The 26,087-nt window shown below is 70.1% G+C and carries 24 protein-coding genes; 14 read left to right on the forward strand and 10 right to left on the reverse strand.

What is annotated here, in order from left to right; all coding sequences use genetic code 11:
- Nucleotides 1-163 precede the first annotated feature (163 nt).
- Both ACFWBW_RS19735 and ACFWBW_RS19740 read left to right on the forward strand, forming a co-directional pair.
- A complete protein-coding gene (locus ACFWBW_RS19735) occupies nucleotides 164-1,417 on the forward strand; it encodes a sensor histidine kinase (RefSeq protein WP_385374118.1) in 1,254 nt (417 codons plus the stop codon).
- Nucleotides 1,418-1,521: 104 nt separating this feature from the next.
- Nucleotides 1,522-2,130 carry a response regulator transcription factor gene (locus tag ACFWBW_RS19740; RefSeq protein ID WP_385374120.1) on the forward strand — a complete coding sequence of 203 codons (609 nt, stop codon included), beginning with the start codon at nucleotides 1,522-1,524 and terminating at the stop codon, nucleotides 2,128-2,130.
- Between the two features lie 32 nt (nucleotides 2,131-2,162).
- Here the strand turns inward: ACFWBW_RS19740 and ACFWBW_RS19745 are convergent, their stop codons facing one another.
- The 3 genes from ACFWBW_RS19745 to ACFWBW_RS19755 all read right to left on the reverse strand — a co-directional run bounded on the left by ACFWBW_RS19745 (nucleotide 2,163) and on the right by ACFWBW_RS19755 (nucleotide 4,701).
- Nucleotides 2,163-2,750, reverse strand: a complete 588-nt coding sequence (locus tag ACFWBW_RS19745) for a hypothetical protein (RefSeq protein WP_385374122.1) — start codon at nucleotides 2,748-2,750, stop codon at nucleotides 2,163-2,165.
- Nucleotides 2,751-3,211: 461 nt separating this feature from the next.
- On the reverse strand, nucleotides 3,212-4,150 hold the full coding sequence (locus ACFWBW_RS19750) for an alpha/beta hydrolase family protein (RefSeq protein WP_385374124.1): 939 nt from the start codon (nucleotides 4,148-4,150) through the stop codon (nucleotides 3,212-3,214).
- A gap of 80 nt (nucleotides 4,151-4,230) precedes the next feature.
- The gene (locus tag ACFWBW_RS19755; protein ID WP_385374125.1) at nucleotides 4,231-4,701 is read right to left on the reverse strand and encodes a nuclear transport factor 2 family protein; all 471 of its coding nucleotides are present in this window, start codon (nucleotides 4,699-4,701) and stop codon (nucleotides 4,231-4,233) included.
- A 302-nt stretch (nucleotides 4,702-5,003) separates the two neighbouring features.
- On the opposite strand from ACFWBW_RS19755, the gene ACFWBW_RS19760 reads away from it, so the two are divergent.
- Genes ACFWBW_RS19760 through pheA form a run of 8 tightly spaced genes read left to right on the forward strand, consistent with a single transcriptional unit; the run spans nucleotide 5,004 to nucleotide 11,914 of the window.
- Nucleotides 5,004-6,605 (forward strand): AMP-binding protein, encoded by a 1,602-nt coding sequence (locus ACFWBW_RS19760; protein WP_385374127.1) that lies wholly within the window; start codon nucleotides 5,004-5,006, stop codon nucleotides 6,603-6,605.
- A 9-nt stretch (nucleotides 6,606-6,614) separates the two neighbouring features.
- Complete coding sequence (locus tag ACFWBW_RS19765) at nucleotides 6,615-8,168, forward strand: phenylalanine aminomutase (D-beta-phenylalanine forming) (RefSeq protein WP_385374129.1); 1,554 nt, start codon at nucleotides 6,615-6,617, stop codon at nucleotides 8,166-8,168.
- Nucleotides 8,169-8,176: 8 nt separating this feature from the next.
- Nucleotides 8,177-8,587 (forward strand): 3-hydroxyacyl-ACP dehydratase FabZ family protein, encoded by a 411-nt coding sequence (locus ACFWBW_RS19770; protein WP_385374131.1) that lies wholly within the window; start codon nucleotides 8,177-8,179, stop codon nucleotides 8,585-8,587.
- The gene (locus ACFWBW_RS19775) at nucleotides 8,580-9,050 is read left to right on the forward strand and encodes a 3-hydroxyacyl-ACP dehydratase FabZ family protein (RefSeq protein WP_385374133.1); all 471 of its coding nucleotides are present in this window, start codon (nucleotides 8,580-8,582) and stop codon (nucleotides 9,048-9,050) included. Before ACFWBW_RS19770 ends, ACFWBW_RS19775 begins: the two co-directional genes overlap by 8 nt.
- 23 nt (nucleotides 9,051-9,073) lie before the next feature.
- Complete coding sequence (locus tag ACFWBW_RS19780) at nucleotides 9,074-9,319, forward strand: acyl carrier protein (protein WP_385374135.1); 246 nt, start codon at nucleotides 9,074-9,076, stop codon at nucleotides 9,317-9,319.
- Between the two features lie 46 nt (nucleotides 9,320-9,365).
- On the forward strand, nucleotides 9,366-9,782 hold the full coding sequence (aroH, locus tag ACFWBW_RS19785) for a chorismate mutase (RefSeq protein WP_385374137.1): 417 nt from the start codon (nucleotides 9,366-9,368) through the stop codon (nucleotides 9,780-9,782).
- Nucleotides 9,783-9,818: 36 nt separating this feature from the next.
- Nucleotides 9,819-11,039: a 3-deoxy-7-phosphoheptulonate synthase gene (locus ACFWBW_RS19790; RefSeq protein ID WP_385374191.1), complete on the forward strand. Its 1,221-nt coding sequence runs from the start codon at nucleotides 9,819-9,821 to the stop codon at nucleotides 11,037-11,039.
- 26 nt (nucleotides 11,040-11,065) lie between these two features.
- A complete protein-coding gene (gene pheA, locus ACFWBW_RS19795; protein WP_385374139.1) occupies nucleotides 11,066-11,914 on the forward strand; it encodes a prephenate dehydratase in 849 nt (282 codons plus the stop codon).
- Between the two features lie 76 nt (nucleotides 11,915-11,990).
- Here pheA and ACFWBW_RS19800 read toward each other — a convergent pair whose 3' ends face one another.
- The 4 genes from ACFWBW_RS19800 to ACFWBW_RS19815 form a co-directional block, all read right to left on the reverse strand.
- A complete protein-coding gene (locus tag ACFWBW_RS19800) occupies nucleotides 11,991-13,118 on the reverse strand; it encodes an FAD-dependent oxidoreductase (RefSeq protein ID WP_385374141.1) in 1,128 nt (375 codons plus the stop codon).
- 90 nt (nucleotides 13,119-13,208) lie between these two features.
- Nucleotides 13,209-14,426: a methionine adenosyltransferase gene (gene metK, locus ACFWBW_RS19805; protein WP_385374143.1), complete on the reverse strand. Its 1,218-nt coding sequence runs from the start codon at nucleotides 14,424-14,426 to the stop codon at nucleotides 13,209-13,211.
- 41 nt (nucleotides 14,427-14,467) lie between these two features.
- The gene (locus tag ACFWBW_RS19810; protein ID WP_385374145.1) at nucleotides 14,468-15,532 is read right to left on the reverse strand and encodes a methyltransferase; all 1,065 of its coding nucleotides are present in this window, start codon (nucleotides 15,530-15,532) and stop codon (nucleotides 14,468-14,470) included.
- A gap of 52 nt (nucleotides 15,533-15,584) precedes the next feature.
- Nucleotides 15,585-16,844, reverse strand: coding sequence for a cytochrome P450 (locus ACFWBW_RS19815; protein ID WP_385374147.1), 1,260 nt, complete (start codon nucleotides 16,842-16,844; stop codon nucleotides 15,585-15,587).
- A gap of 260 nt (nucleotides 16,845-17,104) precedes the next feature.
- On the opposite strand from ACFWBW_RS19815, the gene ACFWBW_RS19820 reads away from it, so the two are divergent.
- On the forward strand, nucleotides 17,105-18,490 hold the full coding sequence (locus tag ACFWBW_RS19820) for a condensation domain-containing protein (protein WP_385374149.1): 1,386 nt from the start codon (nucleotides 17,105-17,107) through the stop codon (nucleotides 18,488-18,490).
- A gap of 92 nt (nucleotides 18,491-18,582) precedes the next feature.
- On the opposite strand, the gene ACFWBW_RS19825 is transcribed toward ACFWBW_RS19820, so the two are convergent.
- Both ACFWBW_RS19825 and ACFWBW_RS19830 read right to left on the reverse strand, forming a co-directional pair.
- Nucleotides 18,583-19,263: an O-methyltransferase gene (locus ACFWBW_RS19825; RefSeq protein WP_385374151.1), complete on the reverse strand. Its 681-nt coding sequence runs from the start codon at nucleotides 19,261-19,263 to the stop codon at nucleotides 18,583-18,585.
- A gap of 51 nt (nucleotides 19,264-19,314) precedes the next feature.
- Complete coding sequence (locus tag ACFWBW_RS19830) at nucleotides 19,315-20,250, reverse strand: NADP-dependent oxidoreductase (protein WP_385374153.1); 936 nt, start codon at nucleotides 20,248-20,250, stop codon at nucleotides 19,315-19,317.
- Between the two features lie 395 nt (nucleotides 20,251-20,645).
- Here ACFWBW_RS19830 and ACFWBW_RS19835 point away from each other — a divergent pair, with 395 nt between their 5' ends.
- Entirely contained in the window at nucleotides 20,646-22,670 is a 2,025-nt protein-coding gene (locus ACFWBW_RS19835; RefSeq protein WP_385374156.1) for a BTAD domain-containing putative transcriptional regulator, read from the forward strand.
- Nucleotides 22,671-22,828: 158 nt separating this feature from the next.
- On the opposite strand, the gene ACFWBW_RS19840 is transcribed toward ACFWBW_RS19835, so the two are convergent.
- On the reverse strand, nucleotides 22,829-24,244 hold the full coding sequence (locus ACFWBW_RS19840) for an FAD-binding oxidoreductase (protein ID WP_385374158.1): 1,416 nt from the start codon (nucleotides 24,242-24,244) through the stop codon (nucleotides 22,829-22,831).
- A 173-nt stretch (nucleotides 24,245-24,417) separates the two neighbouring features.
- On the opposite strand from ACFWBW_RS19840, the gene ACFWBW_RS19845 reads away from it, so the two are divergent.
- Nucleotides 24,418-24,834, forward strand: a complete 417-nt coding sequence (locus ACFWBW_RS19845) for a MarR family winged helix-turn-helix transcriptional regulator (RefSeq protein WP_385374160.1) — start codon at nucleotides 24,418-24,420, stop codon at nucleotides 24,832-24,834.
- A gap of 140 nt (nucleotides 24,835-24,974) precedes the next feature.
- Nucleotides 24,975-26,075, forward strand: a complete 1,101-nt coding sequence (locus ACFWBW_RS19850; protein WP_385374162.1) for a type III polyketide synthase — start codon at nucleotides 24,975-24,977, stop codon at nucleotides 26,073-26,075.
- Nucleotides 26,076-26,087: the final 12 nt, after the last annotated feature.

A 26,087-nucleotide genomic window follows, 5' to 3' on the forward strand; every position in this document is an offset into this window, starting at 1 on the left:
TGGATCGGCCGTCCCCTCCCGGCCTGCGCCGAAGCCATCGGCGACGGCGATGGAACGGGCATGCATCCGGTCCCGGGGATGACCACCGGACATCGGCCAACCTGCCTAGAATGACTGCCGGTTGTTCGAATCGTCATCAACGAAGAAAACCGGGAGACGAGAGATGGACGGCACCGGTCCGGACAGATCCCCCTCGCACGTCAACCACTCGCAGGACTACGGCAGCGTGGCCACCAGGACCGCCCGGGGCGTTCTGCTGGCCGCGCTGGGCTGTTATCTGGGCATCACCTTCCTCAACATCCTTTCCCTGTCCCTCGGCGCGTACGACCTGACCCGCGCCGTGATCTGCCTGGTGCTGGTGTTCCTGCTGCAACTCGTGCACTCGGCACCCGGTGCCTCCACTGCCCGGATGCGCACCAAGGTCCTCACCCTGGGCGCCCAAGGCGTCCTGTCCTATCTGCCGCTGCTCTGGTTCGGGGTGTACTGGGGTGCCATGGCCGGCTTCTTCGCCGGCTCGCTCCTGCTCCTCCTGCGCCCCGCGGCGGGCTGGACGCTGTACGGGCTGACGGCGTTCAGCATGGTCATCACCGGGGTCCTGTACGACCGGAGCGTCGTCGACATCGTCTACCTGGCCCAGACGACCTCGCTCACGGGTCTGGTCGTGTACGGCCTGAGCCGCCTGACCAGCCTGGTCGACCAGTTGCACAAGGCCCGCGCCGATCTGGCCCGGCTGGCCGTCAGCAACGAGCAGTTGCGGTTCTCCAGAGATCTGCACGACCTGCTCGGGTACAGCCTGTCCGCCGTGACCCTGAAGAGCGAGCTGATACGCCGTCTCATCCCGACCAATCCGCACCGGGCCTGCGACGAGGTCGACGAGGTGCTCGGCATCTCCCGCCAGGCCCTGGCCGATGTGCGCCGGGTCGCGAGCGGGTACCGGGAGATGTCGCTCAGTTCCGAGCTCACCTCCGCGGAATCGGTACTGGCCGCCGCCGACGTCGAGGTCACCGTCGACACCGAGGACGCCATCGAGGGCCTGGGGCCGATGACGTCCACCGTGCTGGCCACGGTGCTGCGCGAGGGCGTGACCAATCTGCTGCGGCACTCCAAGGCCTCGCGCTGCTGGATCTCCGCCCGCATCGAGGACGGCGTCGTCCGCCTCGCCATCGTCAACGACGGCCTGGTGCTGGGCTCCCACCTCCGCGCGCCGCACAGCGGCAACGGCCTGGGCAACCTCGAACGACGGCTGGAGGACATCGGTGGCCTGCTGATCGCACAACGCCTCCCCGACGCTTCCGACACGGACCTGTTCCGGCTCACGGCCGAGGCACCGGTCCGGGAAGTGCGATCGGACGATCCGCACCAAACCGTGATCATGGGGAAAGAGCAGCCCTACGGCCGGATAGACGACGTAGCGTAAGCAGTCCTGGCCGGCTCTCCCGTTGGCGAATCTCCTACGGCGGAGGCGCGGGTGGGCAGGATCCAGCAAGATTCTCGTATGGGAAAGAACGGTGGACGGCGACGATGATCCGGATCCTCCTGGCCGAAGACATGCACATGGTCCGCGGCGCACTGGTGGCTCTGCTCAACCTGGAGGACGACCTGGAGGTGGTCGCCGAGCTCGAGCGGGGCGACCAGATCCTGAGCCAGGCGCGCGAGCACCGGCCGGACGTGGCCATCATCGACATCGACCTGCCCGGTCTTGACGGGATCAGCGCGGCCGAGCTCCTGCACGAGCGTCTGCCCGAGTGCCGGACGCTGATCCTCACCAGCCTCGGCCGCCCCGGCACGCTGCGCCGGGCGATGTCCGCGCACGTCTCGGGTTTCCTTCTCAAGGACGCGCCGCCCAGCGATCTCGCCCAGGCCGTGCGCCGGGTCGTCGCCGGTCAGCGGGTGATCGACCCGCAACTGGCCCTGGCCGCCTGGGGTGGCAGCGAGAGCCCGCTGACGATACGCGAGACCGAGGTGCTCCAGATGGCCGCGCAGGGCTCGGAGCCCCAGGAGATGGCCGCGCAACTGCACCTTTCGGTGGGCACGGTACGCAACTACCTCACCACGGTCGTGGCCAAGCTGAACGCGCGCAACCGGGTCGACGCCATCCGTATCGCCCGTGACTCGGGCTGGCTGGTGTGACCGGTCCGGTGTGACCGGTCCGATGTGACCGGTCAGCCTACGGGCACCGTCATGCCGGCACCCGCCAGGTGACCGAGGATCGACAGCGTCAGTTCGGCGGGCAGCGGGGCCACTTCGACCAGTGCTTCCGGTGTCATGGGCCAGGCCAGCAGGGACACCACCCACATCGCCTCGGGACGGTGGATCTCCACCCGGTGTTCCAGGCCGCCGCACTCCAGCAGGAACGCGTTGTCCTGCACCGTGATCGTCACGTTGGGCCGTAGCCCCACCCGGCGCTGCGCGGGCACCCGGGCCATGGCGAAACGGGCGGTCCGGCCCGCCGGCACCACGGACAGCACCGGGCCCTTGAGGTCTTCCAGGGACAGCGTTCTGATCACCAGGTGGGAGATCTCGCGGAGCACCGACAGCACCACCGTGTAGCTGTCCTGCCCGGGGGTCGCTTCGTCCTTGGGCTGCAGCAGGTTCGCGAGCCGGATGGGGCCCAGTTCCATGCGGTGCAGCGCCTCGGCGACGACGGTCGTGGGGGCCTCGATCCGCTCGGTGCCCTGCGGGCCGCTGAGCACCAGCGCCTGGCCCTCCTCGTCCCACCCGACCGCGGTGTCCTCGCGCAGGGACCACAAGTGATGCAAGCGTAGGGGCGGGTCTTCCAGGGGTGGAATCACGAACAGCACACCTCCTCGGGCTGACAGGAGCCGACCGAACGGCCGGCTCATCCCCCGCGGATTCGTTCGCCCTCCAGTATGAATGTGCGTGCCGGGTATCCAGCAGCGATGGACTCACACCGAATACGTGAGGAAATCATGGGGCGTTGGCCGCGCCCACGCGTCCTCAAAGCCGAGCGGTGAATCTGACGATCGCGAATCGGGCGCGCCTCAAGAGCCTCGCCATGACGTCTCCCTTGTCCGTTGAGTGACGGCGACGAGCGAAGTCGCCGGTGCCGCTTCGGGGCCTCGGGGCCAACCGTGCGACACCGCGATGGGCGTGGGACTTGAGTGCGTCTTGAGTGGCGATGTACCGGCAGGCCAGCGCCCCGGTGCGGACGGAGCGGCGAGGGGATGCCGCATCGACGCCGGTGGCCGCCCTAGGCGGCGGACTTGTCCCGGGCCCTGGGGGGACGTACGTCTGCCAGGTCGTCCTCGGCGGATTGCAGGCACTCCTCGAAGAAGGCCAACGCGCGCAGATGGTAGCTGCGGGCGGCCATGCCGAGGCTGATGTTGTGCCCCGCGCCGGGCTGGCGCTCGACCCGGACTACGGGTGCCTTGGCCAGCCGGGAGGTCAGATCGGCGAGATCCTGCTCCTCGTGCAGCCACCAGCCCTCGTGCTCGGCGAACGTCAGCCGCAGCGGGATGTCGATCCGCGGCGCCAGCTCGTCGAACATGTCCGGCCACAGGGGCACCTCGGCGGCCTCGCGGTCGGGAATGGGGGCGACCAGGGCCTCGGCCGCACGGAACGTACCCGACGGGTAGAGCCCGAGCGGGCCCCAGTTGCGCTCCATCTCCAGGTGGCGGCGCAGGCGCCGGCGTTCGGACGGCTCGATGCCGTAGCGGTGACCGATGCCCGAGGCGTCGAGGGCGAGCAGGCCGGGGGTGCGCGCGATGGTCGTGAGGGCGAGTTTGCCGCCGTAGGAATGGGCCAGCAGGAGGAAGCCCCTGCCGACGGTGTGCCCCTCGGCGAAGGCGTCGAGCGCCCCGGCCAGGACGTCGGACTGTTCCTCGAGGGTCAGGCCGTCGGGCACCTGCTCCGCGGACCGGCCGTAGCCGGGCCGGTCGAGGGCCAGCACCGTGAAGCCGAGCCGGGCGCCCAGTGCGAGCAGGGACAGGTCCGCGTGGGCCTGGCCGTCGAAGTAGCCCGCGCGCATGCCGCCGCCGTGGACGGCGACGACGGTCGCCCGGGGCGGGCGGTCGGCCGGCTCGGCCAGCAGACCCGACAGGGTGAGGCCTGCGACATCGAGGAGGATCGGGCGCACGCCGGCCGAGTGGGTCTGCGACGGTGCCTTCCGGTCCGTCCTGGACACGCTCATGGGTGGTGGTCCTTGTCGGTCGGCGGTGGAGTGGGCCGGCTGCCGGGGTGCCCTGATCGGTGCGCCCCGGCTCTGCGGACTCAGGCCCCGAGCTGGCGGGCGAAGGTGGCCATGTCGAAGTAGAGGGTCTCGTCGATCAGGACATCGCCGTCGAAGTGGAAGAAGACGGCGACGGGGGCCTCGACGGTCTTGCCGAGGTTGGGTATGCCGCGCCAGTCCGCCTCCTGCTTGGCGCGCATCTGCGCCTCGAGGATCACCGCGGTCGGCGTGTGGTGCACGTGGAACAGGTCGTGCTCGGGGTTCGGGAAGGCCCTCTGCAGCTCGGCGAAGTAGCCCGTCTTGATGGCCTCTTCACCGATGAACGGGCTCTCCGGGTACGCCATGACCCGGTAGACGCCGCCGCGCGGGAACGTGGCGAGCACGCCGTCGATGTCCCAGGCGCCCTCGGCGATGGTGTGTTCCGCGACGACGGCCTCGCGCTTCTTGCGCAGGTCGGCGTCGGGCGCGGGAAGATCCGCGCCGGGCAGCTTGAACTCGTGCTCGGAGGACATGCGGGCTCCTTCAGACTTTGGCCGGTTCGATGTGGTGGACGCTAGGACGCTGCCCTCGTCTGCCCCTCGCACCCGGCTGGAGCGCGCGCCACCGGTGCGCGGCCGGCGGTCGGCGCGGAGGCTCGATCTGTTCGCGCGGCCGTTCGTACCGGGGCGCCGACCTGCCTTTACACCGCCGCTCAAGACGCGCTCCAGTCCCACGCCCATCGCGGTGTCCCACCCTTGCTCCCAAGGCCCCGAAGCGACACGGCGGCACCGGCGGCTCAGCTCGCCGCCGTTACTCAACTGACCAGGGAGACGTAATGGAACGCCCGCGTCCTTCGGCGGACAACCTCTATGGGCTGCTCATGGGGCCCGCGGCGATCACGCCGGACAAGCCCGCGGTGGTGGAGGCGGACGGGAGCGGAGGTCTCCACGAGACCTCCTACCGCAGCCTCGACCTCCTGACCCGGCAATACGCGGCCGTTCTGGACGGCCTCGGCCTCGATGTCGGTGACCGCGTGGTGATCGAGGCGGACACCTCGGCGCCGGCGGTGGCCATGCTGCTCGCCTGCTCCATGCTCGGCCTGCCGTTCGTGACGGTGAGCCCGCAGACTCCGGACACCCGCCTGCTGTCGATCGTGCGTTCGGTCGAGCCCGCGCTCCACGCCCGGGCCGACGGCCTCGCGCGCAGGGAGCTGGTGGAAGCCGAGGGCAGCGCGCACTTCGGTGCGGGCGGCCTGGTGGTGGAGCACGCGCCGGCTCGGCGCGTGCGCCGCCGGCGCAGCGTGCTGGCCACCGACACCGCGTACATCGTCTTCACCTCCGGCTCGACCGGCCGTCCCAAGGGCGTGGTGATGAGCCACCGGTCGATCGTGACGTTCCTGCGCGCGATGCTGGAGGACGGACTGGCCGCGGACGACGACCGGGTGGCCACCACCTCGCCGCTGCAGTTCGACTTCGCGCTGTTCGGGATCGGTGTGGCCCTCAGCAGCGGCGCCACGCTGGTTCCGGTCCGCCGGGAGGACCTCGGCTCGCCGCGGCGCATGATCGGCTTCCTGCGCGATGCCGAAGCCACCCAGGTGCACGGTGTTCCGTCGCTGTGGCGGCCGGTCCTGCGCCACGACCCGGACCTGCTCAAGGAGCTGGAGCGGCTGCGCTCGGTCGTCTTCGCGGGAGAGGAGTTCCCGCTCCCCGAACTCCGTCGGCTGCAGGAGACGCTTCCCGGCATCCGTGTCGTCAACGGCTACGGGGCGACGGAGTCGATGGCGGCCTCGTTCACCGACGTTCCCAATCCACTGCCCGCCGAGCTGGAGCGGCTGTCGATCGGCCACGCACACGCCGGCGCCGAGATGACCCTCGTGGACCAGCGGGGCGAGGTGGTCACCGAGCCGGGCGGGATCGGGGAGATCTACCTGCGCAGCCCGGCGCTGTTCACCGGCTACTGGAACGACCCCGAGGCCACGGCCTCGGTGCTGGTGCCCGACCCGGTCGAGCCGCGCCACGGGCAGAAGGTGCTCCGCACCGGCGACCTGGCCCGCCTGGGCCCGGAGGGCGACCTCTCCTTCGTGGGCCGGTCCGACTACCAGGTGCAGATCCGCGGGAACCGGGTGGAGCTGGGCGAGATCGAGGGCACGTTGACCCGCCTTCCCGGCGTGACGGCGGCCGCGGCCACCCTGGTTCCGCGGCCGGGGGACGACGTGCTGATGGCCGCCGTCGTCCTGGACGGCCCCGAAGACCTCGACGTCCGTGCGGCGATCGCGTTCTGCGCCCGGGAGCTGCCCGCCTACATGGTGCCCCGGTCGATCCGCACCTTGCCGGAGCTCCCCCTGACCGAGAACGGCAAGGTCGACCGCACTTTGCTCACACAGAAGCTGGCCTCCCCCCAGGGGACGTCGCCTGTACGACACGTAACGAACGCTTAGGAGCCAGAAGTGACTTTCACCTTGTCCATCGGCCAGCGAGTGCGGCTCACCGACGTCGAGTCGACCGCGGTCTCGGCCGAGCCCGTGGCCATCGACGACACGGTTCGCGCGCGCGTTCAGGCTTCGCGCGGCACGCTGGAGAAGTTCGTCGAGGAGAAGCGGGTCATCTACGGCGTCAACACCAGCATGGGCGGGTTCGTCAACTACCTGGTGCCGGTCACGATGGCCCGCCAGCTCCAGGAGAACCTGCTCAACGCCGTGGCGACCAACGTGGGCAACCACCTGGACGACACCACGGTCCGCGCGATCATGACGTCCCGGATCGTGTCGCTGTCCCGCGGCAACTCGGCCATCTCCCTGACGAACCTGGACAAGCTGATCGCGGTACGCAACTCGGGCGTCATACCGTGCGTGCCGGAGAAGGGGTCGCTGGGCACCAGCGGCGACCTCGGGCCGCTGGCCGCGATCGCCCTCGTCTGCATCGGCCAGTGGAAGGCCCGGCTGAACGGCGAGGTCCTCCCGGGTGCCGAGGCACTGCGACGGGTCGGCATCGAGCCGATGGAACTCAGCTTCAAGGAGGGCCTGGCGCTGATCAACGGCACCTCCGGCATGGTGGGTCTGGGCAGCATCAACATCGCGAAGGCCCGGCGGCTGCTGCAGACGTACCTGCTGATCTCGGCGCTGTCCGTGGAGGGCCTCGCCGGCAAGACCAAGCCGTTCGACCCGCGGGTCCACGCGCTCAAGCCGCACAAGGGACAGCAGGAGGTCGCCACGTTCCTGTGGGAGACGCTGGCCGAGTCCACTCTGGCGGTCGACGAGCTCAACACCGAGCACCTTCTGTCGGGCGAGATGGGAGACACCGCGAAGGCGGGATCGCAGTCCATCGAGGACGCCTACTCGGTCCGGTGCACACCGCAGATCCTCGGGCCGGTCGTGGACAGCCTCGCCTCGCTCTCGAAGGTCGTCGAGGACGAGCTCAACTCGTCCAACGACAACCCCCTGATCGACCCCGACGAGGCCGAGGTGTTCCACAACGGCCACTTCCACGGGCAGTACGTCGCCATGGCGATGGACCACCTGGCGATCGCGCTGACCACGCTGATGAACCTGTCCAACCGCCGCATCGACCGGTTCCTCGACAAGAGCAACAGCGAGGGGCTCCCGGCCTTCCTGTGCAACGAGAACCCGGGCCTGCGCCTGGGCCTGATGGGCGGCCAGTTCATGACCGCCTCGCTGACCGCGGAGACCCGGGCGAAGTGCATGCCCATGTCCATCCAGTCGCTGACTTCGACGGGGGACTTCCAGGACATCGTGTCCTTCGGCTTCGTCGCGGCCCGCCGCGCCGCGGAGGTTTTGGAGAACGTCGCCTACGTGGTCGCCTTCGAGCTGCTCTGCGCCGCCCAGGCCGTCGACATCCGGGGCACGGAGGGCCTGTCGCCCGCGACCCGGAAGCTGTACGAGGCCACGCGCGAGGTGGTCCCGTACCTCGACCACGACGTGACGATCACCGAGTACGTGGAAGAGCTCGCCAAGCGACTCCTCTCCGAGCCGGGCCTGGGCTGAGGAGCGCCGTGCCTGCCTCGTCGCGAACAGCGAAGGTGTTCGACGCGCTGCACAGCCCGCCGCTGATCGAGCAGAGTCCCCGGGGCACCCGGGTCACGGTGCGGGTGCCCGTGGAGCGGGCCACCGCGCAGATGGTCGGCCACTATCCGGGGTTCCCCATCATGCCGGGGGTCCTCCTGATCGACTGTGTGCGCCAGGCGGCCGGTTCCGCTCTGGGTGCGGAGCTGCGGCTGCGCAGCATCGACCGCGCCCGCTTCGCCCGGCCGCTGTTTCCGGGCGACGAACTGGAACTGTCCCTGCTGGTGACGGCCGGGACGGACAGCCGGGTCTCGGTGCGGGCTCGAGGCGCGCGCAGCGATGGCCAGATGGCGGCGGAGCTGTCCGTCACGCTCGAACCGGTGGTGGTGGCCGATGCTTGACCACAGCCAGGTGCGCGCCCGGCTGCGCCAGCGCCCTCCCATGCTTCTGCTCGACACGGTGCGGGAGTTCACGCCGCCCGACTCGCTCGTCGCCACCAAGGCGATCACCGGTGGGGAGGACTGCTACCGGGACATGGCGCAGGGAGCCGGCATCGACGGCTTCGCCTATCCGTCGGTGCTCCTGCTCGAATCGTTCGGGCAGGCCGTCTCCCTCCTGTGGTCGCTCGCCGAGCTCGGCCCGCCGGACGAGGTCCCGCTGATGGTCAACATCCGCGACCTGGTCTACGCCGCGCCGGCAGTGCCCGGCGACGTCCTGGAACACCACGTACGGCTCGGCCACCATTCCGGCGGGGTCGGCGAGTTCACCGGTGAGACACGGACGGCCGGCCGAACGGTCCTGACCGTCGGCTCGATGCTCGTCGTCTCGCGCCCCTCCGCAAGCCTGCTCCCCACCGCACCGTAAGCGCATCAAGACAAGGACGGCAGATGAACGACACCGACAACTCGATCGCCAGGGTCCGCGCGATCGTGGCAGAGATCCTGATGCTGGATCCGGAGGAGGTCGACGACACCGCGGACCTCTTCGACCACTACCAGGCCGACTCGCTCAACGTCATCGAGATCGTCGCTCAGGTGGAGAAGCAGTTCCGGGTGGCGCTGCCCCCGGACGAACTGCCGCAGGCGCGCACCATCGCCTCCCTGCACGAGCTGCTGACCCGGCAGGCGGCCTGATCACCCGGCCGCACCGGCCTTTCCCGGCAGACACAGGAGCCAGCCAGTGACGACCCCGACCAGCCAGGCGATCGCGCCCGGCGCTCTCGCCGTGCGTGCCGTGCGCGGTGCCACTCAGGTCACCTCCGACGACCCCGCACTCATCGAACAGGCCACCACCGAACTCCTCGGCGAGATCCTGCGGCGCAACGAGCTGGGCGATGCGGACCTGATCAGCATCGTCTTCACCACCACCCACGACCTGCGCTCCGCCTTCCCGGCGGCCGCGGCCAGGAAGCTGGGCCTGACCGATGTACCGCTGCTGTGCACCGCCGAGATCGCGGTCCCCGGCTCCCTGCATCGCGTCATCCGGATTCTGGCGCACGTGCACAGCCCCCGACCCCGCTACGCCATGGACCACGTGTACCTCGGTGCCACGGCGGCGCTGCGCCCCGACCTGAGTGCCCCGCCCCCGGGGAACTGACTCCCCTCTGCCCCAAGGAGCATGATCATGTCCGCGATGCCTGTCGCATCTCCCGTTCGCGACCGCGACTTCCGGCCGGCGACGGCCACCGCCGTCGCCCCGGGGCGGATCTCCGCTCCGGAACAGCAGCCCGTGTGGGCGGACCCGGGGCGCGCTGCCGACGTGCGCGCGGAGCTCGCCGCGCGGCCCGGCCTGGTGGGCTGGGAGGAGGTGCAGATGCTGCGCATGCTGATGGCCGAGGCGGCCGTCGGCACCTACCAGGTCATCCAGGCCGGGGACTGCGCGGAGGACCCTGCCGAGTGCGGACCGCAGGCGGTGAACCGCAAGATCGGTCTGATCGACGCGCTGGCAGGCGTCATGAAGATCAACACCGGCAAGCCGGTCATCCGGATCGGCCGCATAGCCGGGCAGTTCGCCAAGCCGCGCAGCTCCCCCACCGAGATCGTCGACGGGCGCGAACTGCCGGTCTACCGCGGCCATCTGGTCAACGGACCCGGCGCCACGGCCGAGGAGCGGCGCGCCGACCCCGAGCGCATGCTCTCCTGCTACGCGGCGGCGGACCAGGCCACCACGCTCCTGCGCCAGCGCACCGGTGCATGGATGCCTCCGACCGGAGCACCCGTGTGGACCAGCCACGAGGCGCTGGTCCTGGACTACGAGCGGCCGTTGCTGCGCCGCACGGCCGGCGGTCAGAGGTACCTGTCCTCCACCCACCTGCCCTGGATCGGCGAACGCACCCGGGATCCGCAGGGCTCTCACGTCAGGCTGCTCGCCCAGGTCGCCAACCCCGTCGCCTGCAAGGTCGGCCCCACCATGTCCCCCGCGGAACTGGTGGACCTGTGCACCAGGCTCGATCCGGGCAAGGAGCCCGGCCGCCTGACCCTGATCGCACGCATGGGCGTCGACCAGGTCGCGGCACGGCTGCCGGCGCTGGTCGCCGCAGTGCGTGAGGCCGGGCATCCGGTGTCCTGGCTGTGCGACCCGATGCACGGCAACACGATCAAGACGCTCTCCGGGATGAAGACCCGGTCGGTGCAGACCGTCATCGAAGAGGTGGTGGCCTTCCAGCAGGCGGTCGGTGCGGCCGGCGGGATCGCGGCCGGTCTCCACCTGGAGACCACGCCGGACGATGTGACCGAGTGCGTCTGGAGCGAGGGCCAGTGGGCCGAAGTCCACACGCGCTACACCACACTGTGCGACCCGCGCCTCAACCCCCGACAGGCCGTCGCCGTCGCCGGTGCCTGGAGCGAGCTCTGACCGGTCGAGACCGGAGGTATCCCCTGATGTCCATCGCCTACCTGGGCCCGTCCGGCTCGTTCACCGAAGCAGCACTGAGCGGGCTGGACGTACCGCACGAGGCGGCGGTGCCGTACCCGACGGTCCGACAGGCACTCGACGCCGTTCGCAGCGGCGAGGTGTCGGCCGGCGTCGTCCCGTGGGAGAACTCGGTCGAAGGCTCCGTCACCGAATCCGTCGACTCGCTCACCACCGGAAGGGACCTGTGGATCGTCGCCGAGACGCTCCTGCGGGTGGAGTTCGCGCTCGCCGTTCCCCCTACCGGCTCACTCGCTTCCATCCGCCAGGTACTGACGCATCCCGTCGCGCACGCGCAGTGCCGCACCTGGCTCAACATCAACCTGCCGCGGGCCGAGGTGGTCACCTCGACCTCCACCGCACAAGCCGCCCAGGAGGTCGGTACCGCGGCCTCGCCCCATCGCGCCGCGATCGCCGCGCCGAACACACTGCGGCGCTACGGGCTGGAGGTCCTCGCGTTCGACATCGGAGACAGGCGGGACGCCGTGACCCGCTTCGTGAAGGTCTCCCGGCCCGTGGCGGGCGGCCTGCCCACCGGCGTCGACCGCACCAGCCTGGTCGTTCCGCTGGCCGACAAGATGCACGAACTGCACTCCGTGCTCGAGGAGTTCACCCGCTCCTCCGTACCCCTGACCGCCGTGCTGTCGAGGCCCGGCGGCCTCGGCCTGGGCACCTATTCCTTCCTGCTGGAATGCGAGGGACACGTGGACGACCCGCCTGTCGGCGTCGTCGTCGCCGCCCTCGCCCGACACCACGCCGCCTTCGTCCTGGGCAGTTATCCCCGGGCCGATCCGAGCCGGTCGGCCCTCTCGGGGTGAGCTTCCGCGCTGCGGGGCGCCGGCCGGTCGCGCGGTGCGCGGCGGGTGAACCGCCTCCGGCCGGGCCCGGGCGGCCTCAGATCGGTTGCATGAGCCTGGTCAGCGCGCGTTCCACGATGGTCGTCTGGGCCTGCGGCGGTGCCTGTTCCTGTTCGAGCCTGCCTATTTCGATGGAGCTCTCGACGACGAACCGGCACCGCTGCTCGTGCCGGGCGGAGTACGCCTCGAACGTCGCGGCAACCCCGCCGTGGCGGGCGAGTTCCTGGGCGAGCACCAACCCGTCCTCGACCGCGATGCCGGCGCCCGAGGCCAGCTGCGGCGTGGTGGGATGGGCGGCGTCACCGATGAGGATCACCCGCCCGCGGTGCCACGGACCGGGAAGGTCGAACGACTCCAGCGGGCGGTAGGCGATCTCGGTGTCCTCGCCGATCGACTTCCGGAACGCCTGGACGTGCCCGCCGTAGGGCTCCAGCAGGTCGGCCAGGGCGCCCGGCAGCTCGTGGGGTTCACGGAACCTGCGCGGCGTCCGCTCCACCACGAACATGTACATCTGCGTCGCCGAGACCGGTGTCCAGCCGACCTTGACCGCTCCGCCGAGAAAGTAGTGCCGGCGGTCGACCTGCGGCGGTCGGGGAACGAACATGCGCCATACGCTCTGGCCCGTGTACTGCGGTTCCGGGGCGCCGGGGAAGATCTGGCGGCGGGTGCGCGAGTAGATCCCGTCCGCCCCTATCACCATGTCGTAGCGGCCCTCCGTGCCGTCGCTGAAGGTGACGTCGACGCCGGCCGCATCCTGCTCGATCTTCGCGACGGACGTGCCGAAGCGCGGGCTCACTCCACGGCTGAGGACCTGCGCGGAGAGGATCCGGTAGAGCACCTGCCGGCCGATGCCGCCGGAGCCGTGCACACCGGCCTCCGGCGGCATCGGCGTCGGGATGTCCCGGATGTACGTGCCGTCGACCCCGCACACCCGGATGCCCTCGCCCACGTATCCCTGCGCGGCGACCTCGTCGTGCACACCGAGCTGCCGTAGCGCGCGCAGCGTCGGCCCGGTGATCGTGAGTCCCGCGCCGACCACCGCCCAGTCGGGCTGGATGTCGACCAGGTCGACCTCCGCCCCGATGCGTCGCAAGGCGATGGTCGCCGACATGCCCGCGATCCCGGCACCCACTATCAGCACGCGGTCTGCCTGCTGCGACGTCATCGTGTACCTCCGGTCGTCAAAGTGGTGCGCTGCGGGGGAGGCAGCGCACCACTGGCTTGTGTCGCGCCAGGTCCTGGCGGCAGATTGCCGTCAGCCGGCTTCCACGGCTTTGCGCAGGGCGTCCACGCGGTCGGTGCGTTCCCAGGTGAAGTCCGGCAGCTCGCGGCCGAAGTGTCCGTAGGCGGCGGTCTGGGCGTAGATCGGGCGCAGCAGGTCGAGGTCGCGGATGATCGCGGCCGGGCGCAGGTCGAAGACCTGGCCGATGGCGTTCTCGATCTTTTCCACGTCGACCTTGTGCGTGCCGAAGGTCTCCACGAACAGGCCCACGGGCTCGGCCTTGCCGATGGCGTACGCGACCTGGACCTCGCAGCGCGAGGCGAGACCGGCGGCGACCACGTTCTTGGCGACCCAACGCATCGCGTAGGCGGCCGAACGGTCGACTTTGGAGGGGTCCTTGCCGGAGAAGGCGCCGCCACCGTGGCGGGCCATGCCGCCGTAGGTGTCGATGATGATCTTGCGGCCGGTCAGACCGGCGTCGCCCATCGGGCCGCCGACCTCGAAGCGGCCGGTCGGATTGACGAGCAGGCGGTAGCCGTCGGTGTCGAGCTTGATGCCGTCGCTCGCGAGCTGGGCGAGGACGTGCTCGACGACGTACGTGCGGATGTCGGGGCCGAGCAGCGAGTCCAGGTCGATGTCCGCCGCGTGCTGCGAGGAGACCACCACCGTGTCCAGGCGGACCGGGGTCTCGCCGTCGTACTCGATGGTGACCTGGGTCTTGCCGTCGGGACGCAGGTAGGGGACGGTGCCGTCCTTGCGGACCTGTGTCAGGCGCTGTGAGAGGCGGTGGGCGAGCTCGATCGGCAGGGGCATCAGGCTGGGTGTCTCGTCGGTCGCGTACCCGAACATCAGGCCTTGGTCGCCGGCGCCCTGGCGGGCGAGTTCGTCGTCGCCGGCGACGCCCTCGACGCGGTCCTCGTAGGCGCTGTCGACGCCCTGCGCGATGTCCGCGGACTGCGCGCCGATGGACACCGACACACCGCACGAGGCGCCGTCGAAGCCCTTCTTCGAGGAGTCGTAGCCGATGTCGAGGATCTTCGCGCGGACCAGGCCGGCGATGTCCGCGTAGGCGGAGGTCGCCACCTCTCCGGCGATGTGCACCTGGCCGGTGGTGATCAGGGTTTCGACGGCCACGCGCGCGGTGGGGTCCTGGCTCAGCAGGGCGTCGAGGATGGTGTCGCTGATCTGGTCGGCGATCTTGTCGGGATGCCCCTCGGTCACGGATTCCGAGGTGAACAGGCGGCTGGACATGGTCCTCCCATGGATGTGGACGCGGAGCCCGAAGCGTGTGGTCAGCCGTTCTTCGTCGCGCTGAGAATTCCCTGCAGCGGCAGTGCGTCCGGCGGCAGGTCGGCCGGGTCCTGGGAGATCTCCCTGGTGACGGTGAATCCCGCCTCTTCCAGCCAGCTCACGAACGTCGACATCTTCTGGGGTCCGCCCTGACCCGTGGCGCAGCCGAGGAAGAAGGAGGGGTAGTAGTCGACGCTCCAGGATTCCTTGATGTTCTCGGCGTAGATCGGCACCAGGATGTGGACCTGCGCGCCGGGCTCGAGGGACGCGTGGAGATTGCCCAGGATCTTGAGGACGTCGTCCTTGTCGAACATGTTCAGGAAGTGCTTGATCAGTACGACGTCGAAGCCCTTGGGGACGCCCTCGAACACGTCGCCGCCGATGAACGACGACCTGTCGTCCACGCCGTTCTCCCGAAAGTTGCGCAAACAGTCCTCGCGCTTGTCCGGCAGGTCGAAGGTGGTCACCCGAAGTCCGGGCGAGCTCTTGAACTTGTGGGTGTGGATCGCGCCGAGTCCGGTGTGTCCCGCCAGGTCGAGGACCTGCGAGCCGGCCGGGATGTCGACGTTGTCGAAGAACCAGGGGTCGATGCGGTCGGTGACCGAGTCCATCAGCTTCGACCACGGCTCGCGCAGGTCCGCGTGCACGGCCATCGCGCCGTACAGGTCTCCGTCGAATCCGTAGAGTTCCTTCAGCCCGACGATGGTTCCGCTCCGCACGCTTTCGGTGAGGTAGTAGAGCTGCCGCAGCGTGGTGGCCTTGATCTTGCCCATGAAGTCGAGGACCCGCTGGAGGTCGGGGCCCTCCACGTCGGCGAGTGCGTCGAGGGAGTACGTTCCGGCCTGCTCGTCGTGTGCGACGAAGCCCTCCTTGACCGGCAGGTTCAGGAGCTGCTCGATCGCGTCGGGCTTGGCTCCGGCGACGGCGCCGAGCTCGGCCGCGGTCATGCCGGGCTTGTCCCGGAGCGCGTCGATGAGACCGAGTTCGAAGCAGGACAGCAGGTTCATGAACCGTGCGGGTCCCACCATGTACTCGCGGAATCGGGCGAGTGTGGCTTGTGCGGTCATGGAACGTTCCCTTCGGGTCTGGGGCGGTCGTGGCGGGAGCCGTGGGCCGGGTTCAGCGCTTCTCCGGGCCGAGGTACACGGGCAGGCCCGTGACGGAGTTGGAGAAGATCGACGGGACCGGGGACAGTTCGGAGGGATCGACGGCGAGCCGGAGTTCGGGGTAGCGGGCGAACAGCGGAGGCAGCGCGGCCATCGCCTCGAACCGGGCCAGGGCGGGTCCGATGCACACGTGCGGCCCGCTGCCGAACGCCAGGTGCCGCTTGACCGGCCGCGTGATGTCGAACTGGTCGGCGCTCTCGCCGTACTGCTTCGGGTCACGGTTGACGCCGCTCCAGGGAGCGAGGATGGCGTCCCCCTTGGGAATGGTGACGCCGGCCACCGTGATGTCCTCGGTCGTGAACCGGGCCGGGAAGTTGCCCACCGGGGAGTCCCAGCGCAGGGTCTCCTCGACCACCTCACCCCACACGGCGCTGCCGCCGTCGCGGACCATCGCCAACTGCTCCGGGTGGGTCAGCAGGGCGCGCGTGGCGTTGACGATCAGGCTGATCGAGGTCTCGTGACCGGCGCCGATCAGCGTCCACAGCGTGTCTTCGAGCTCCTCGTCCGTGAACGCCTCCGCGCCCTCCTCGGCGCCGGCCGCGAGCAGCGCGCTGGTCAGGTCGTCCGCCGGCTCGGCGCGCCGCATGGCGAACAGGCGCTGGAACAGCTCGTGCCGCTCCTCCTGACCGGCGATGAACTGCTCGGGCGTGGTGTCGGCGCGTATGACGTAGTCGATGAGCTCGCGGAAGCGGGACCACCACGCTTCGGGTATGCCTATCAGCTCGCATATCACCTGCATGGGGAACGGGTAGGCGTAGTGCCGCCGCAGATCGACCGTGCCGTCCGCCGCGGCATGGCGGGGCAGGTCGTCCAGCATCGTGGCCACGATCTGGTCGATGCGCGGCCCCATGCGCTCGACCCGGTTGCGGGTGAACGCTCTGGTCAGCGGCCGGCGCAGCCGCCGGTGCTCGTCACCGTCACGGGCCATCATGTTGTTCAGCCGGATCATGCCGAGCAGCGGCCAGTCGTCGGGGATCTCGCCCTTGCGCAGGGCCTCCCAGGTGCGCCAGTCCCGCCCCACCCTCGGGTCGGCGGTGAGCTCGGCCAGCAGCGCGTATTCGGTGACCACCCACATGCGGACGCCACCGGGCAGCACCGCCCGCACGACCGGGCCGAGGTCGCGCATCAGGGCCGCCTCACCATGACGGTCGGCGCCCGACGGGTCGATGGGAAAGAGCAGGCCCGGTTTCCCAGCGATCGTGGTGTCGGTCATGGCGGTGTTCCTCCTGGCTGGCTTGAGGCCGGATCCCGGCTGACTCGAAGCCGGATCCCGGCTGACTTGAGGCCGGGAGGAAAATGCCACCAGAGTTCACTTGGGAACGACTAACCGCCGACCACAAACCGCAGCTCAGCCGCCTGCACGACGTACCTGACCGGCGCTCGACCGATATGCGATGACACGTTGCTAGCTTCCTGCGGCCACCCGATGTGGCATCGGACGTGCGAAGAGAACAGTGATGGGGAGTGGCGGCCATGAACGCATCGAAGGCCCTGACGGAAGAAGACACCGCCGGGCGCGCAACCGTCTCGCGCGAGTTGAGCCCGGGTGAACGCTGGTACTGGATCATCGATCAGCTCTCCACGCTCAACGTCTGCGCCCGCGTCCGCATCGAGGGGGAACTCTCGGTCGAGCGGCTGCGCACCGCGCTCGGCGCGCTGCAGGACCGCCACCCTCAGCTGCGGACCGCCATAGCCGACGCATCGTCCGAACAGCCGGGTGCCGGGCCGCAGTTCGTGCCCACGAACCGGCCGATCCCGCTGCGCGAGGTGTACCTGCCCAGCTCCGAGGACGCGCGATGGGCCGGCGAGGTCGACGGCCACGAGCTGACCGATCCCCTCGACTGGCGGACCGGCCCGCTGGCCCGCGCCGTCGTCATCAGCGGGCCGCAGCAGATCCACGACCTCATCCTCACCGTCCCGCACGTCATCGCGGACGGGACGACCGCGCTGTCCCTGCTGCGCCAGTGGGTACGGCTTGCCGCCGCCCCGACGGAGACCGGCCCCGCCGCCGCCTCGAACGACCTCTTCCCGGAGCCGTTCGAAGCCCTCTTCCCGGAGCGCTTCCGCGTGGGGTCGGCGCCGTCCGGCGAGCAGGCGGCCGACGGGTCCGAGGCCGGCGGAGCCGAGGCCGAGGCGGCCGCCGGCAAGGTGGGCCGGCTGGACCCGGAGCGGTTCGTGCCCTTCGACCAGCGGCGGACGCGGATGCTGCACCGGTCCCTGTCAGCCGACACGCTCGACCGGCTCACCCTCGCGTGCAAGCGGGAAGGCGCCACACTGCACGGTGTGCTGGCCGCGGCGATGGCCTGCGCCGTGGCCCGCGACGCGGGAGCCGCGCCGGCCGCGCGCTTCGCGGTCGGCTCCCCGGTCTCCCTGCGCAGCGAGCTTCAGCGTGTGGTGTCCGAGGACGAGGTCGGCTGCTTCGTGTCGGCGCTGCACTCGGTGGTGAGCTATCAGCCCGACGACCTGTGGTCGATGGCCCGGTTCATCAAGGACGACCTCACCGGGCGCAAGAAGCTCGGCGAGCAGTACGAGGTCTTCAGCCTGCTCGCCGCGCAGGGACCGGCCGGCGTCGCCGACAGCGAGGGCTTCATCCGGTACTTCGAGGATCACGGACCCTTCAACTTCTTCGTGTCCAACATCGGCCGGTTCGACTTCCCCACCGAGCTCGGCGACTGGCAGCTGTCCGGGGCGCAGTTCGTGGGCGGGATCTCGGTGGTCGGCTACTTCGGCTCCTCGGTGTCCACCAGCCAGGGCCGGCTCTCGTGGAACTTCACCCACATCGACGGGGCCGTCTCCGGGGAGCGTGCCGAGCGCATCGTCGACGACAGCCTCCGGATGGTGATCGCGGCGGGCGAGTAGCGCGGGCGAGTAGCGCGGGCGAGTGGCGCACATGAGCCGGCCGCGGCCACCGGGAAGGACCCGGTGGCCGCGACCGGCCCGCTTCTCGTGCGTCAGCCCAGCTTGAGCGCCAGCTGGACTCCCTGATGGATCGGGAGCGTGATCGACAGGAACCCGTTGGCCGGGTCGTCGATGTAGGCGCGGAACTCCTCGTACACCCCGCGGCCGATGTCGAGGGAGACGTCGTCGACCACCACCAGGGCGCCCGGCCGCAGCCGGGGCTCCACGACCTTCAGGATGGGCAGCCGCAGGTCGAGCCATCCGTCGAGCAGCAACAGGTCCACCGGCCCGGGCAGTTCCCGCAGCGTCTCGCGGGCGTCACCGAGCCGCAGGTCCACGAGATCGGCGAGCCCGGCGGCGGCGAAGTTCTCGTTCGCCGCCTTTGCCTTGTCCTGCTGCAGCTCGGTCGTGATCACCTGGCCGCCGCCGTTGTCGCGCACCGCGGACGCCAGGTAGAGCGTCGAGATCCCGAAGGAGGTCCCGAACTCGACGACGTTCTTCGCCTTGACGGCCCTGGTGAGCAGGTAGAGCAGCCGCCCGCCCTCCCTGGAGACGGACATGATGATGTCCTTCGTGCGCTCCGCCAGCTCGGCGGCGCTCATCTCGGCGGGAAAGTCACCGCCCAGAGGCACACCGGCCGCGGCCCATTCGGCCGCCAGATCCTGCTTGTCCTCCGCTGCCAGCAGGGCGCTCAGGGTTGATGCGACAGCGTCTGATTCCAACGTCGAGGGCATGGGCACAAAGCTCCTTGTTCTCGTGGCAGCGGCATTCGCCGAGCCACCGGTTCAGGGGATCAGTACGGTCTTGCCCGGCAGCTTCTGGGCGCCGAGCTCGTCGTGAACGGCCCGCAGGTCGGAAAGCGGCCGCCGCTGGGCCACGTGGATCTTCAGATCACCGGCGTCCACCCGGGCGACCAGCTCGGCGAGCTGCCCCGCATCACTGCGTCCGAAGACCTGCACGTTGCGCACCCCGCGCTCGGTCTGCGCCAGGCCCGGGGGAACGGTGTTGGCGAACGCGCCGCCGTCGACGACCAGGTCCACCAGCCGCGCGAGCTCGGCCGGGTCGGGGAGGAACACCAGGTTCAGCACGACGTCGAACTGCTCGCCGGCCAGGGCCTCCTGAATCGGAGCCGTGGTGTAGTCGACGACCCGCTCGGCCCCGTAGGAGCGCACGCGCTCGGCGCTGCCGGCGCTGGCGGTCGCGGTCACCGACGCACCGGCCTGCGCCGCGAGCTGGACGGCGTACCCGCCCACCGCGCCGCCGGCGCCGTTGATGAGGATGCTCTGGCCAGCTGTCAGGCCGGCGTGCTCGAACAGCGCCTGCCAGGCCGTCAGCGCGACGGACGGCAGCGCCGCGGCGTCGGCCAGCTCCCCCGTGCGCGGGGCGGCCGTCAGCACGCTCGCGGGCGCCACGGCGTACTCGGCTGCGGCGCCGGGCCCGTCGATCGGCAGCCAGGCCACCACCGCGTCGCCCACGCTCCAGCCGCTCACCCCCTCACCGACCTCGTCGATGACACCGGCGACGTCGTAGCACGGCACGTGCGGCAGAGCCAGGTCGAACACCTGCCTGACCCAACCCGCGCGCAGCGAGGCGTCGACGGGGTTCACCACCGCGCCGGCGACCCGCAGCACGACCTGGCCCGCACCGGCCCGGGGACGGTCCGCCTCTTCGTAGACCAGAACATCGGAATCACCATAGGAATGGAAACGCACTGCCTTCATGATCAGCCTCTCTTCACCATTGCCTTGAAGCACCCTTTATTTATTAGCATCCGAACCATGAAGCCGACCAGACGAATCAGAGACACCCGAGTGCATTTCGAGGAATACTCAAGCGAGTCTTGAACCGATGTCCGTAACGTCGGCCAACGATCCCTTAGATCTGGGGTGGGCAGCGGGCGACAAAGCGCTTTCCGGCCTGCGCTGCTGTACGGAAGCCCGTATACGGTCGGTTATCCGGAAGGGCTCATCATGACGAACACCCAGCTCGTCGGAACCTCGCAGCTTTCGGGCTCTGCACGGTGACCGCGATATCACTCGAAGGCGGACGGGCCCCTCGGCATGCCACGGCGCAATTCCATGCGCTGGGCCCGGTTCAGGCGTGGGTATCCGGCCGGATGGTGGATCTGGGGGCGCCCAAGCAGCGCACGCTCCTCGCTCTGCTGGTGAGCCAGGCCGGCCGGCCGGTGAGCACGGACGTCATTCTCGAGGCCCTCTGGGAAGGAAATCCGCCGCCGTCGGCGATGACATCGCTGCAGGCGTACGTGGCCAAATTGCGCAAGGTCCTGGAACCGGGCCGTGCGCCGAGAACACAGGCGACGGTCCTGTGCACGTACGCCCGGGGCTATGTGCTGGACGCCGGGGCCGTCGACGTCGACGTGCACAGGTTCAGCGCGCACGCCGAGGCGGGCAGGCAGGCGCGGGACCGCGATGATCCGCGAGCGGCACTCCACGAGTTCGACGCGGGGCTGGCCCTGTGGCGTGGGCAGCCCTTCTCTGAGGTCAGCGGTGTCCCGTGTGTCGTGCCGGAGGTGGCGCGCCTCGAGGAGGTGCGGCTGTCCGTCGTCGAGATGCGGTGCGAGGCGCTGCTGGCGCTGGGTGCCCACGAAGTCGCCGTGGCCGAGCTGAGGGCCTTCGTCGAGTCCAACCCGCTGCGCGAGTACGGCTGCGAGCTGCTGAGCCTGGCCTTGTACCGGGCAGGCCGGCAGGCTGACGCGCTGGAAGTGCTCAGGACCATCCAGGCGCGCCTGTCCGAGGAGCTGGGCGTCGATCCCACCCTGCGGCTGCAGCAGATCAGGCAGCAGATCCTGAACCAGGACCCTGCTCTGGACTGGCAACCGGCCCCGACCGTCCCGGACCTCCCCGACCTCGCGGACCTCCCGGACCTCCCGGACCTCCCGGACCTCCCGGCCGTCCCGGCCCTCCCCGCGCAGCGGGCGGCCGCCGGGGCCGCCGGCTCGCACGCGCCGCACGGCCCCGTGATGTCACCGCCGGCGGACGACACAGCCGAGGACGTCTTCGTCGGCCGCGAGGCAGCGATCCGGCAGCTGACCGAGGCACTGGCCGCGGCGGAGGCCGGCCGCGGGCAGGTGGTGACGGTGTCCGGGGAACCGGGAGCCGGAAAGACCAGCCTCCTGCGGCGCTTCGCCGAGCGGTCCGGTGTCCCGGTGCTGTGGGGGACCTGCGCCGAGCACATCGCCGCACCGCCGCTGTCACCGTGGGAGCAGGTACTGCGCGCGGCCGACGCCGCCTTCCCCGGCCGCCCGACGCCCAGGACGGTGGCCGAGCTGCTGGAGAGATCCGCCCGGCCGACGTCCGGCATGGACGCGATGGGTGTCGACCCGCGGCTGCTGGATGCCATCGGCCGCCACCTGACCGGTCTGTCCGGCACCGGAGCGCTCGTGGTGATGCTCGATCACGTGCACCGGGCCGACCCGGACTCCCAGCGGATGCTGGTGCACCTGGCCGAGTCCGTACCCGACAGCCGGCTGCTGCTGATCGCGTCCTACCGCTCGGACCAGACGCCGGTCCTGGCCGGGACCCTGGCGGCACTGTCCGGTGCGAACCCGACGCGGATCCAGTTGCGGGGGCTCACCCCCCGGGACACCCAGGCCCTGGCCGGCGCCCTCGTCGGCAGCGAGGTCAGCAGCCGCACGGCCGAAGGCCTGTGCGCCCGGTCCGGCGGCAACCCCGTCCTCCTGCACGAGATGCTCAAACTGCTGGCGGGCGAGCAGCGCTCGGACCGATCCGATACGGCGCCGGTGCCGGCCCCCGTCCGCGAGGTGGTGCTGCACCGCGTCGCACGGCTGCCGCAACCCGCCGCCGAGCTGCTCGCCGTGGCCGCCGTCGCCGGCCGGCACTTCGACGTCGAGGTCGTCGCCGACGTGGCGTCGATCGAGATCGACACGGCGCTCGCGGTGCTCGACAGCGCGATCGCGGCGGGGCTGATCGACGAGGACAAGCAACGACTCGGCTGGTTCTGCTTCACCGACGCGCTGGTGGCCGACGCGCTGTACGAGATCACCGGACGGATGCGCCGGGGACGTCTGCACCTGCGGATCGAGGCGGCAGCCGGCCGCGCTTGGGCGGCCGGGCGGCCGACCGGACCACTGGCGCCCGCCACGGCCGCCCCCAGAGCATGAGCCCGCCGGGCCCTCCCCGGGCGGGACGCGCCTAGGGCCTGTCGTCAAATTCCCGTCTGCCTCGGGCGACGACGGGAATGTGACGACAGGCCCCAGGCCGTCTCTTCCGGATCTTGCCGGCCGAGCCCGCGGGATCCGAAAGAGACGGCCGAGGTCGTCTAGTGCGTGGCCGGCGGGATGTTGTGGTTGAGCCGGAAGATGTTCTGCGGGTCGTAGGCGGCCTTGATCTCGGTGAGGCGCTGGTAGTCCGCGGGTTCGTAGGCGGAGCGCACGTACTCGGTGTCCCGGCGGCCGTTGAGGAAGGTCAGGGCCCGGCCTCCGGTGCTCCAGGGTGCGAGCGCCTCGAGGAGGCGCTCGTGCGCGGGCTGGATGTCGGCGAGGTCGGCGCGCTCCAGCCGCGAGACCACGTTCACCAGGTAGTGCGCGTCGCGGTTGCCGACGGAGTTGGCGACCTCGGCCTGCCGGGCGAGCGCGCCGCCGAGGTGGCGCAGTTCGACGACGTGCGGCACCGGCGCGTGCGGTCCGACCAGGTCCAGGACGGCGCGGACCGCGTCGGTGTCGAGCTCGCGCAGCAGAGTGGTGACCGACTCGAAGCTGCCGGGCACGGGCGGGTCGTTGTGGATCGTGCCGACCTCGGCGTAGGGCAGCTCGCGGACGGTGTCGTTGAAGGGGCCCAGTGCCCGCAGCGGCGCCACCAGGTCCTTGCCGAGGCTGAGGTCGTCCGCCGAGTAGGCGATGCGGACGTGGACGACGTGGCGGCCTCGCAGCGGCGGCGGGAGCACCGGCGCGTCGGGGAAGGAGATGATCGCGACCGAGGAGGTCATCTCGTCGGGCAGGCCGGCCGACCACTGGACGTACGTCTCGAGGACCTCGGGGGCCGACGCGAAGTCGAAGAACAGGCCACCGCCGTAGAGCGTGGGGACCGGCATGAGGTCGATCTCGATCCCGGTGACCACACCGAAGTTGTCCCGGCCGCCGCGCAGCGCCCAGAACAGGTCCGGGTCCGATGTCGGGGTGACCTGTCGCAGCCGGCCGTCGGCCGTGACGACGTCGATGCTGCGTACGTGGTCGGCGGCGTATCCGTAGCGCCGCGAGAGCAGTCCGAGGCCGCCGCCGAGGGTGTACGACACCACGCCGACCCCGGGGGCCGAGCCCGCCAGCGGTGCCAGCCCGGCGGGCGCCGCCTCCTTGATGACCTCGTTCCAGCTGACTCCGGCCGCCACCCACGCGGTGCCCGCTTCCGCGTCCACGCGGACGCCGGTCAACCGGGAGGTGTTGATGAGGACTCCGCCCTCGGCGGCGACGGCGGCCAGCGCGTGTCCGGTGCCCTGCACCGCCACCGGGAGGCCGTGGCGGCCGGCGAACTCCACCGCCTGCTGCACATCGGCGGGGTCGGCCGCACCCACCAGGACGGCGGGCCGGTGCGAGCGTGCGGTCTGGTTCCCGGCGCGTTCCGCGTCGTAGCTCTCGTCCTCGGGAGTCAGAACCGGCCCCGTCACCCGCTTGCGTAAGGCTTCGACGGCCTCGCTGTCGAAGCCCGTCGCCTTGTGGTTGTCCTCGCCCGCAGTGCTCATGACTGTTTCCCTTCACAACCGGTGTCGCGCCGTATCTCGCGGCCGGGTTCCCCATGCCGCTAGAGTTAGTCAAGCAACCGTACTACTTTTTAGTCAAGCCCCCTGACGACTTGACTGCGTCCGAAAGGTGGCCCCAAATCACCACACAACCGCATAACTCTGGCGAACATCGGGTGCCGCTGCCCACGCTGCTCGCGCAGGCCAAGGACCTCACCGTCGAGCAGCTGCACCGGCAGCTGCACGAGGAGGGGTTCGAGGGCATCCGCTTCAGGCACGGCTCCGTCTTCCGGTTCGTCGACCCGGAGGGGTCGCGGCTCACCTCGCTCGCCGAACGCTCCGGGTTCAGCAAGCAGGCCATCGCCGAAGTCGTGGACGAACTCGAGCGGTTCGGCTACGTCGAGCGGACCGCGGACCCGAGCGACCGCCGGGCCAAGCTCATCCGGCTGACCGAGCGGGGCCGGGCAGGTCAGCTCGCCGCCGCCCGGATCCTGGGGGACATGGAACGGTTGTGGGCCCGGCACTTCGGCCAGGACACGATCGACACGCTGCGTCGGATGCTAGAAGAGATCACTACACGCCGGGACGAGTAGCGCTGGAGCGGCGGTCCGTTCACAGCGCACTACAGGCACGGTGGAGGCCAAGTCCACGGCAAGTCGATCGCAAGTCGGGTCGGCGACGGTTTGGAGGCGCGAACTCCTGGCCGACTCCTCAGAAGGTGGACTCCACGGATATGCCTACGCTATGCAAACCGTCGGTGGATGTACCGGAGTACATCATCACCATGGAAGACACCCTGAAGTTCGCCGAAGAAACCCACCGCGGGAAGCCACAGCTACCACTGGCGCTTCGGCTGATCAGGAACACGGGTGTACAGAAACGTCACATCGTGCAGCCGATCGAGAAGACGCTGCGCCATCCCGGACTCGAGGAACGCAACCGGACCTTCGAGGTCGAGGCCAAGAAGCGATGCCCGAAGGTCATCGAAGAGGCCCTGGCGAACGCCGCTCTGACCGTCCGGGACATCGACGCGATCATCTTCGTGTCCTGCACCGGGTTCATGATGCCGTCGATGACGGCATGGCTGATCAACAACATGGGCTTCCGCACCGACACCCGGCAGATACCCATCGCCCAGCTGGGCTGCGCCGCCGGCGGCGCCGCGATCAACCGGGCCCACGACTTCTGCAAGGCCTACCCGCAGGGCAACGTCCTGATCGTCTCCTGCGAACTGTGCTCGCTGTGCTACCAGCCCACCGACGACAACATCGGCGCGCTGCTGTCCGACGGACTGTTCGGCGACGCGGTGGCCGCCGCCGTGGTGCGCGGCAGCGGCGGCACCGGGATCTCGCTGGAGCGCAACGCCTCCTACATCATCCCGAACACCGAGGACTGGATCTCGTACGCCGTGAAGCCCACGGGCTTCCACTTCCAGCTGGACCGCCGGGTGCCCGGGACGATGGAGCCCCTCGCCCCGGTACTGCGCCAGCTCGCCGGCAGCCACGGCTGGGACGTCGCCGGCCTGGACTTCTACATCATCCACGCCGGCGGCCCGCGCATCCTGTCCGACCTGAGCAAGTTCCTGGGCGTCGATCCCTACATGTTCCGGCACAGCTACGCGACGCTCTCGCAGTACGGGAACATCGCCAGCGCCGTCGTGTTCGACGCGCTGCGCAGGCTGTTCGAGGAAGACACCATGACGACGAACGCCACCGGCGTGGTCGCAGGTTTCGGCCCGGGCATCACCGCCGAAATGGCCGTCGGTCGCTGGCGCGTCCAGGCGCCGGCCATCACCGTGGACCGCCGCCGGCAGGCCGTGCCGGTATCCCTCTGAGGAGAAGGACAA

Source organism: Streptomyces sp. NPDC059957, assembly GCF_042730015.1.
In the GTDB taxonomy this organism is placed as follows: domain Bacteria; phylum Actinomycetota; class Actinomycetes; order Streptomycetales; family Streptomycetaceae; genus Streptomyces.

What these genes read in the sequence shown, in the direction of transcription:
- ACFWBW_RS19735 (WP_385374118.1), top strand. Translation starts at nt 164, where the DNA reads ATGGACGGCACCGGTCCGGACAGATCCCCCTCGCACGTCAACCACTCG.
- ACFWBW_RS19740 (WP_385374120.1), top strand. Translation starts at nt 1,522, where the DNA reads ATGATCCGGATCCTCCTGGCCGAAGACATGCACATGGTCCGCGGCGCA.
- ACFWBW_RS19750 (WP_385374124.1), bottom strand. Translation starts at nt 4,150, where the DNA reads ATGAGCGTGTCCAGGACGGACCGGAAGGCACCGTCGCAGACCCACTCG.
- ACFWBW_RS19755 (WP_385374125.1), bottom strand. Translation starts at nt 4,701, where the DNA reads ATGTCCTCCGAGCACGAGTTCAAGCTGCCCGGCGCGGATCTTCCCGCG.
- ACFWBW_RS19760 (WP_385374127.1), top strand. Translation starts at nt 5,004, where the DNA reads ATGGAACGCCCGCGTCCTTCGGCGGACAACCTCTATGGGCTGCTCATG.
- ACFWBW_RS19775 (WP_385374133.1), top strand. Translation starts at nt 8,580, where the DNA reads ATGCTTGACCACAGCCAGGTGCGCGCCCGGCTGCGCCAGCGCCCTCCC.
- ACFWBW_RS19780 (WP_385374135.1), top strand. Translation starts at nt 9,074, where the DNA reads ATGAACGACACCGACAACTCGATCGCCAGGGTCCGCGCGATCGTGGCA.
- ACFWBW_RS19790 (WP_385374191.1), top strand. Translation starts at nt 9,819, where the DNA reads ATGCCTGTCGCATCTCCCGTTCGCGACCGCGACTTCCGGCCGGCGACG.
- pheA (WP_385374139.1), top strand. Translation starts at nt 11,066, where the DNA reads ATGTCCATCGCCTACCTGGGCCCGTCCGGCTCGTTCACCGAAGCAGCA.
- ACFWBW_RS19800 (WP_385374141.1), bottom strand. Translation starts at nt 13,118, where the DNA reads ATGACGTCGCAGCAGGCAGACCGCGTGCTGATAGTGGGTGCCGGGATC.
- metK (WP_385374143.1), bottom strand. Translation starts at nt 14,426, where the DNA reads ATGTCCAGCCGCCTGTTCACCTCGGAATCCGTGACCGAGGGGCATCCC.
- ACFWBW_RS19810 (WP_385374145.1), bottom strand. Translation starts at nt 15,532, where the DNA reads ATGACCGCACAAGCCACACTCGCCCGATTCCGCGAGTACATGGTGGGA.
- ACFWBW_RS19815 (WP_385374147.1), bottom strand. Translation starts at nt 16,844, where the DNA reads ATGACCGACACCACGATCGCTGGGAAACCGGGCCTGCTCTTTCCCATC.
- ACFWBW_RS19820 (WP_385374149.1), top strand. Translation starts at nt 17,105, where the DNA reads ATGAACGCATCGAAGGCCCTGACGGAAGAAGACACCGCCGGGCGCGCA.
- ACFWBW_RS19825 (WP_385374151.1), bottom strand. Translation starts at nt 19,263, where the DNA reads ATGCCCTCGACGTTGGAATCAGACGCTGTCGCATCAACCCTGAGCGCC.
- ACFWBW_RS19830 (WP_385374153.1), bottom strand. Translation starts at nt 20,250, where the DNA reads ATGAAGGCAGTGCGTTTCCATTCCTATGGTGATTCCGATGTTCTGGTC.
- ACFWBW_RS19835 (WP_385374156.1), top strand. Translation starts at nt 20,646, where the DNA reads ATGGTGGATCTGGGGGCGCCCAAGCAGCGCACGCTCCTCGCTCTGCTG.
- ACFWBW_RS19840 (WP_385374158.1), bottom strand. Translation starts at nt 24,244, where the DNA reads ATGAGCACTGCGGGCGAGGACAACCACAAGGCGACGGGCTTCGACAGC.
- ACFWBW_RS19850 (WP_385374162.1), top strand. Translation starts at nt 24,975, where the DNA reads ATGCCTACGCTATGCAAACCGTCGGTGGATGTACCGGAGTACATCATC.